The 6,712-nt window shown below is 63.6% G+C and carries 7 protein-coding genes and 1 pseudogene; 4 read left to right on the forward strand and 4 right to left on the reverse strand.

Annotated features, from left to right (window positions below):
- Positions 1-787 precede the first annotated feature (787 nt).
- Together AC1DO7_RS38060 and AC1DO7_RS38065 are read left to right on the forward strand one after the other, a co-directional pair.
- Positions 788-874: pseudogene (locus AC1DO7_RS38060) on the forward strand (BBE domain-containing protein); the annotation flags it as partial.
- A gap of 221 nt (positions 875-1,095) precedes the next feature.
- Positions 1,096-1,449, forward strand: coding sequence for a hypothetical protein (locus AC1DO7_RS38065; RefSeq protein ID WP_441623552.1), 354 nt, complete (start codon positions 1,096-1,098; stop codon positions 1,447-1,449).
- Between the two features lie 445 nt (positions 1,450-1,894).
- Here AC1DO7_RS38065 and AC1DO7_RS38070 read toward each other — a convergent pair whose 3' ends face one another.
- The 4 genes from AC1DO7_RS38070 to AC1DO7_RS38085 form a co-directional block, all read right to left on the reverse strand.
- Positions 1,895-2,383: a hypothetical protein gene (locus AC1DO7_RS38070; RefSeq protein WP_441623550.1), complete on the reverse strand. Its 489-nt coding sequence runs from the start codon at positions 2,381-2,383 to the stop codon at positions 1,895-1,897.
- A gap of 2 nt (positions 2,384-2,385) precedes the next feature.
- A complete protein-coding gene (locus AC1DO7_RS38075) occupies positions 2,386-3,486 on the reverse strand; it encodes a saccharopine dehydrogenase family protein (protein ID WP_477117340.1) in 1,101 nt (366 codons plus the stop codon).
- Between the two features lie 61 nt (positions 3,487-3,547).
- Positions 3,548-4,030: a DUF2269 family protein gene (locus AC1DO7_RS38080; protein ID WP_441623546.1), complete on the reverse strand. Its 483-nt coding sequence runs from the start codon at positions 4,028-4,030 to the stop codon at positions 3,548-3,550.
- Positions 4,031-4,180: 150 nt separating this feature from the next.
- Positions 4,181-4,711, reverse strand: a complete 531-nt coding sequence (locus AC1DO7_RS38085) for a GbsR/MarR family transcriptional regulator (protein ID WP_441623544.1) — start codon at positions 4,709-4,711, stop codon at positions 4,181-4,183.
- A 301-nt stretch (positions 4,712-5,012) separates the two neighbouring features.
- Here AC1DO7_RS38085 and AC1DO7_RS38090 point away from each other — a divergent pair, with 301 nt between their 5' ends.
- Both AC1DO7_RS38090 and AC1DO7_RS38095 read left to right on the forward strand, forming a co-directional pair.
- Positions 5,013-5,372 (forward strand): hypothetical protein, encoded by a 360-nt coding sequence (locus AC1DO7_RS38090; RefSeq protein WP_441650264.1) that lies wholly within the window; start codon positions 5,013-5,015, stop codon positions 5,370-5,372.
- 261 nt (positions 5,373-5,633) lie between these two features.
- Positions 5,634-6,656: a class I fructose-bisphosphate aldolase gene (locus AC1DO7_RS38095; RefSeq protein ID WP_441623542.1), complete on the forward strand. Its 1,023-nt coding sequence runs from the start codon at positions 5,634-5,636 to the stop codon at positions 6,654-6,656.
- Positions 6,657-6,712 lie beyond the last annotated feature (56 nt).

Genomic DNA, 6,712 nt, shown 5'->3' on the forward strand with positions numbered 1-6,712 from the left:
TGCCAAGGTAAAGACCACAAAGATATCTATTAGGCACTTGTAGCCGCTTAAATCTTGTCACGCGTCCTCGGGCGTTGCTGTGACAAGTCCGGCGTCGCATCGCCGCCCGGGAGTGATTCCCGCGCGCCTGAGGCTATGCGTAGGTTTGCGTAGCTTCAGGGAAGCGGTGCGTGCCCTGGGCAGGGCCGAGATAGACGAACCGCAGGTGGCCTTGAGTCGCGCCGCCTTGTTGGACGCGGCAGCAATCTTCGAGTCCCTGGCTTGATGACTGCTTATGGCCGGCAAGTGCCTGATCGACCCCGAGATCCGCCACGCCAGTGTCAGTCGGCAAGAGTTGCCCTTCGGCCTGGGGCAGCCTCTACGACTGCGTCTAATCTCAAGCGGTCATTCGAAGGGGAAAGTGGACCGCAGGCTCATGGGCGCCATGCACCGAAATCGCCACAGCCCAACGCGCGCTCCGCGTGAACTGCGTACCCCCGTCATGGACAACGCTGCGAACTTCGCAGGGGCGCACAAATCCGCATAAGGAGGTCGAGGCGTCGCTTGCGCGATTCATCGAAGGCTTTGACCAGCCCGACATCGTCCGGGCGTGCGCGTTACTGGGGCGTTAGTCCTGGTTGAGCCGCTCCGGGTCCGCCGCTTCAGAGACTGGTGCATATAACGGCGCGCCTAACACTTTCCAAACGCCGAGGTTGATACAACTCCTGCATACCAACCGGACAGGAGGCAACCATGGAAGGTGCTCAGAGTGAAACCGTCGCCACCGCGCTCAAGCCACATTTTCGATCGCGACAACTATGCGCAACTGGCGGAGATCAAGCGCAAGTACGACCCGGCAAACCTGTTCCGCGTGAATCAGAACATCAGGCCCGCCGGACGCAACACGCTTACGACATGGGGCGCGGGTAGCCGTTGCGCCCTGGTCCAGAAGTCCGGCGCGACGCCGCTGCCACGATGGGGTGGCAGCCCGTCCGCACCTGGCAATGGCTTGCACGGCAGAGGCGATCCCGTGCGGGCAGTGCCGTTCCGTAGCTGATCGCCTGCACGAGGAGGGCCGTCGCGGCAACGCCGCCGACCCCCCTGTTGGAGATAGCAATGCATAAGACTCTTGCCAAGACCCTGCTTGCCGCTGCCGCACTTGCCGCCGGGCTCAGCCAGACCGCCCACGCCGGTGCATATGCTGATGCGCTGATCGTTGCCGCGCCGGGACATACCGGCCAGCGCGACGCTTTTACCGATGGCGCGCACCGCCTGACCACCGAGGCCACCATGTTGCCCGTGGTCGCACAGCAGGGCCGGTCCGTGTGCGCGGTCCGTGGCTTTGATCCGTACCAGGACGGCATGCGCAAGCCTGATCCTTACACCGATGGCGGCCGCATCAGCTCGCGCGATGGCTTCACCGACGGTGCGCGCAGCGATGCACTCGCCAGCGGGGAGTGCCTGTCCTGAGCAGGGCACGGCAACGGGGCGATTTGTCCGGGCCGCTTCGTTGTTTAGGCGCGGGAACATGCGCCTGCCTCCGGCTCGTGGCAGATCAGCCAGTCGGCCCACTGCGGCCGTGGAACAACTCGCCCCTACGGCTCCCGGTGGAAAGGGCGAGTTGTCGTCGGGGCACTACGCAGGCGCACTTGGCCGTCAAGTTTCGCTGGCTGTCAGGCGCGTGCTGCGCCGCCTCGACCGCCCGCAACCGCCAACGATGCGATATGCATCGCTGGCCAATTGAGAGTCCGTCAGCTTGTCGGGGGCCGAAGTTCGAACGACCGAGGAATCGCGGGGGCAACGGCGTTTCATGGCCGGTCTCGGGCGGCTGACCACCGCCAGGCCGTGGCTATCTCTTGTTCACGCTGAAATGTCTGCCGCTTGTCGGTCCATTCGGACGTACGCCCGCTCGTGATCAGTCATTTGCCGCGGATAAGTCAATTGTTGCTTCATGGGCTATCCGGCGCAGATAGTCCGCCATCGCCGCAAACCGCCGTTGGGATTCACGCTCGAAGACCCATGCCGCCAGCGGGTCAAAGATGCGCAGGGATGGCCGCAATTTGATGCTGAACGTATAGATCAACTCTGACTGGCCTGCCGCAATATCCCGGTGGCGCATCGACGCCGCCCAGAACTCAATCAGCCCCGAGGGACGGACACTTGCCGCGGCGGCAATTTCCGGTGGGCGGTAGCTCACAAACTGCGTACGCATCGCGAGGCTACGCATCCAGCCGCGTCCAGTGTTGGCGGTAATCGCTCCGACATAAGGATATGTACCACCTCCCTCAACATGGGCCGATGAGAGCAGGGTATCCCAGAGAAGGCGCTTTTCGTGGTTGTGGAATACCTCGAAGGCGTCGACGGCTGAGCCGGGCATGGTCAGGATTAGGCGTCGTCTGGCCATCGTCATTGCTCCTCGACAGATGTGCTGATACCCCACTGCCGGAACAGCGGCTCGAATTCCGCCAGGTCGAGCAACCCCATGCAAGCGCGGGCGCCAAGAAAGGGCGGCGGCCCAGCAAGCATCTTGCGCGTGACCAGCAATGCCGACATGCAGGGCACCTCGGGCCCGTTCTTGTGTGGTGCGGTCAGGTGCCATATCGACTGCCCCGGTGTCCCATCCGGACGCACGCCGCTTACACTGACCCGCATGCCCCCGTTCTCGCTGCCGAACCGGTCCAGCAGCATCGTTGACATGCGGTCGAGCAGTCGCGCGCCGCGCGCAAGGGGAACGGCCAGACCGTGCCGGCGTAGCGCGCCTGCAAGCCAGAGCACCGCATGCTGGATCCGCAGTTCGAGTGCTGCATGAAACTCTACGGTCCGCACGGATGGGTAGCGCTGTGGAAATAGCGCGAGGTCAGGGACATCGCAAGCGGCGGCCAGGCGCGTACCCAGGCCGGGGAACATCATGGTGCGCAGATCCTGCCAGCCATATGCCTCCCGCCATGAACCGTCTTCCCACCTCGGGATAGGTGCGCCGGCATAGCTAAATACAGCCTTGAGCGTGGCTACGCCCCTGGGCGCCTGCTGGCCCGGTGCAATCGCCACGCTGATGCAATCCATCCGGGAGAAGCCTGCGGAAAGCTTGTCCACGACGGCGCTGGATAGCGCGGGAACGCTGCTTGCCCCGCTGACGGCGCAGATTCCGGCGCTGCGTGCTCGGATGTCCAGATGCTTTGCGAAGCCGGCTACGAAATCGCGGCCATCGGAAAGGTCTACGTAGTGTGCACCGAGCGCGCATGCGGCCTCAGCGACGCGGTAGTCTTGACCCTGGAATGGCCCGGCGCAATGGAYGACCAACTCTGGTCGCAGCTTAGCAAAGTCCGTCCGGAAATTGGGCGAGAGGATATCTAGCGTGGCGGTGCGCACCCCCAGCGTGCATGGCGGCGTGCCCCTTGAACTCTCGCTGCGTCCCGTGGCGATGATCTCATGCTGGGCGTCCGCCGCGAGGCTCCGGCAGATTCGCGCCCCAAAATTGCCTGTGCCGCCAACTACCACGATCCTCATTTCTGCTCCCCTGTCTGCTTGATCCTTACCGCAAGCGCCGGGATGATCTTGGCGGTGCTGTTCATAGCCCCGCCAATGTGGGCTTGGTCACCATCAGGAAGTACACTGCAATCATCGAGCCGAAGGCCGGATATCCAAGCCATTCCCACAGCCGCGCGCAACGCCAGTAGCGCGGCGGCAATGTAGTCTGGCCGGCGGCCTGGGCTCGGGCAGCCATGTCGGCCATATGAAGCTGAAGCTTTACGACCGGCAGCCAGCAGACACCTGCGAGCAAGAACAGCACCACTGATCCGATCAGCCACGGTGTCTCCCACCCCCATCCAGCCGCCTGCGCAAGCCAGAGCCCGGACAACGGTTGAAAGACTGCGGCCGGCGCAGTGAACCAGAAATCGGCACGCACCACAAGCCGGGAAACCGCGGCAATTACCGGGACAGATCGCGTCCGGTTCGCGAAGAAGAAATAGAACGCGGTTCCGAATCCAGTGCCAGTCAGCACAACGGAAGAAATGATATGAAGAGCCTTGACGGCCAGATAGGCGTTCATGGCGCCGCTGCTTTCTTGTCAATGAGGCCGAGGATCCGAACTGACTGCTGTCAAGGGCATGCCGTCATCCGGTCTTTTTCATTCTGAAATTTCCACGTAGACAGAAATCACGGGCCAGCGAGCATTTCGCCCGTGCACCGTCCCTGCAGACTACTGTTTGAGGCGCCTCACCGTTCGGCTCACCTTCGCTCCAAGACCCAATGTCTTCATCAGCGTATCGGGCTTCATGCGCAGCATCTCGTCGGACCAAGTGGTGACCGTTTCAAGGAACGTCAGGGTGTTGCGGATGCGCTTTTGCACTTCCGGGTCTTCTTCGCTGAGTTCCGGGCTTGCAAGGCTATCCCGCAGCGTGGCCAGCGTTGGGTCGAGCTCGCGCTGGCGGCGGCCTTCCACGATCAGGCGGAAGAGTTCCCAGATATCGGTGGACGTTTCAAAGTGGTCGCGGCGGTCGCCCATGATGTGGACAACGCGCGCCAGCTTCCAAGACTGAAGTTCCTTCAGGCTGTTGCTGACGTTCGAGCGCGCAACGCCGAGCGTCTCGGCAATGTTATCTGCAGTGACCGGGCGACCAAGCAAGTAGAGCAAGGCGTGGATTTGCGCGACAGTCCGGTTCACGCCCCAACGGGTGCCCATTTCCCCCCAGTGCAGGATGAAGCGTTCGGAGACGGGTGTGAGTTCCATGGCTTGAAGCCTAGGTTCTTCAGTTATTTCTGTCAAGACAGAAATAACTGAAGAACGGTAGCTTAATCGCGAGTCTTGGCTGGCCCGCAAGGTGGCATGCAATTGCGGCTAGCGGCACAAATGGCCGATGACGCGAGGAGAGTGAATGGCATGTGAACGTCCGCCGCCCCTTTGCGCCGTACGGCCCCCGCCATCGACGGCCGCAGTCTGACGTAAAGCCGCCGTCCGGATGCATTCCATGTCTGGGCCAGGCCTGCGACCAAGATAAGCCCTTATGCTCTGCAGAGCATAAGGGCTTATCTTGGTCAGGGGCCGTGAGCAGGCGGTGGCAGACCTGCGCACCGAACTGGCGGCCGTGCAGGCGAGGGCGCAAGCCGCCGCCGTGGCCGGTGCCGAAGTGCGGGCACGCTTGCAGGCCGAGCGCGACGCGCTCGGCGAGCAACTGGCGCAGGCACAGCAGGCGCTCGGACAAGGGCAGGCGGCACAAGGAGCGCTGCAGGCCGAACTGGACGCGGCGCTGCGGCGCGCCGAGCGTGCCCAAGCCGAAGCCACCGCGTCGCGCCGCCTGGCGCCGGGCGCCGGTGGCGCGCACCAAGTTCAAGCCGGGGCCGGCCTGAAGAGAATAGGGGGGCGAGGATTTGTCCACTGCGCCACGGGATAAGCCTGTGGACAAGCCGCGCGGGGGCCGAGTGCCGACGGCGTCAACCGATTTGATTAAAATTTAAACAAAGAGGGCGAGCCACGCCTTCCCGGCGGCGCCGCGCCCGGATCGCTCGCCTCCCTAAATGGGGTGATCGTGCTTTCGCTGCAAAATGATACGCCGGGCGGCCACCAAAGCACCGGCCACGGGCCCCGGGCTCGCTTGCACAATTGCATTTGCGAGCTAATGCTTGTTCTCATGTCACCTGCGCGGAGCAACATCATGGACACACGAAGCGAACTGCAAGCCACTGTGGACGCTCTGGTTCAAGCGGGCAAAGGCCTGCTGGCCGCCGACGAAAGCGGGCCGACGATCGCCAARCGGTTCGAGCGCATCGGTGTGGAATCAAGCGAGGAAAATCGCCGGTCGTGGCGCAACCTGCTCCTGTCGACACCAGGTCTTGGTGAATTCATCAGCGGCGTGATCCTGCACGAGGAAACGCTGGGCCAGCGCGCCGACGATGGCACGCCGCTGCCAGAACTGGCCGCGCGCCATGGCATCGTGCCCGGCATCAAGGTGGATAAGGGCAAGCTCGCGCTCGCCCACGCTCCCGGCGACGAGATCACCGAGGGCCTCGACGGACTGGCCAAGCGCCTTGCCGGTTATCGCCAGCAGGGCGCGCGCTTTGCCAAGTGGCGCGCGGTGTACAACGTRTCCGACAARCTGCCTGGCTGGCGCGCCATCCAGGCCAATGCGGAGGCGCTGGCRTGCTATGCMGCGATCTGCCAGGAGACGGGCGTGGTGCCCATCGTCGAACCCGAGGTGYTGATGGATGGCGCGCACTCCATGGCGCGTTGCGCCGARGTCACCGAGGCCGTGCTGCACGAAGTCTTTCACGCCTTGCACCGGCATGCGGTGGTGCTCGAACACATGCTGCTGAAGCCCAGCATGGTRCTCCCCGGCAAGGAGACCAGGCACGCCGCGCCGGCTGAGGTTGCCGTGGAGACTGTGCRGGTGCTCAAGCGCACAGTGCCGGCGGCGGTGCCGGGCRTCTTCTTCCTGTCCGGCGGCCAAACGCCCACTGAGGCCACCGCCAATCTCGATGCCATGAACCGGCTTGCCCCGCTGCCCTGGCGGCTGGCCTTCTCCTACGGGCGCGCCTTGCAGGAGCCGCCCCTGCTGGMCTGGCACGGCGAGGCCGCTAACGCGGCACGAGCGCAACGGACGCTACTGCAGCGCTCACGGATGAATGGCATGGCTTGCCTGGGGCAATACGAAGCTGCGCTAGAGACCGCTGTGGGCTGAGTTCTCGGCAGGCGCAAGATGGAAAGCACCCGCGGCTATGTTGAAGAGTTGCAGGG

The organism is Cupriavidus sp. 05N40 (assembly GCF_056397305.1).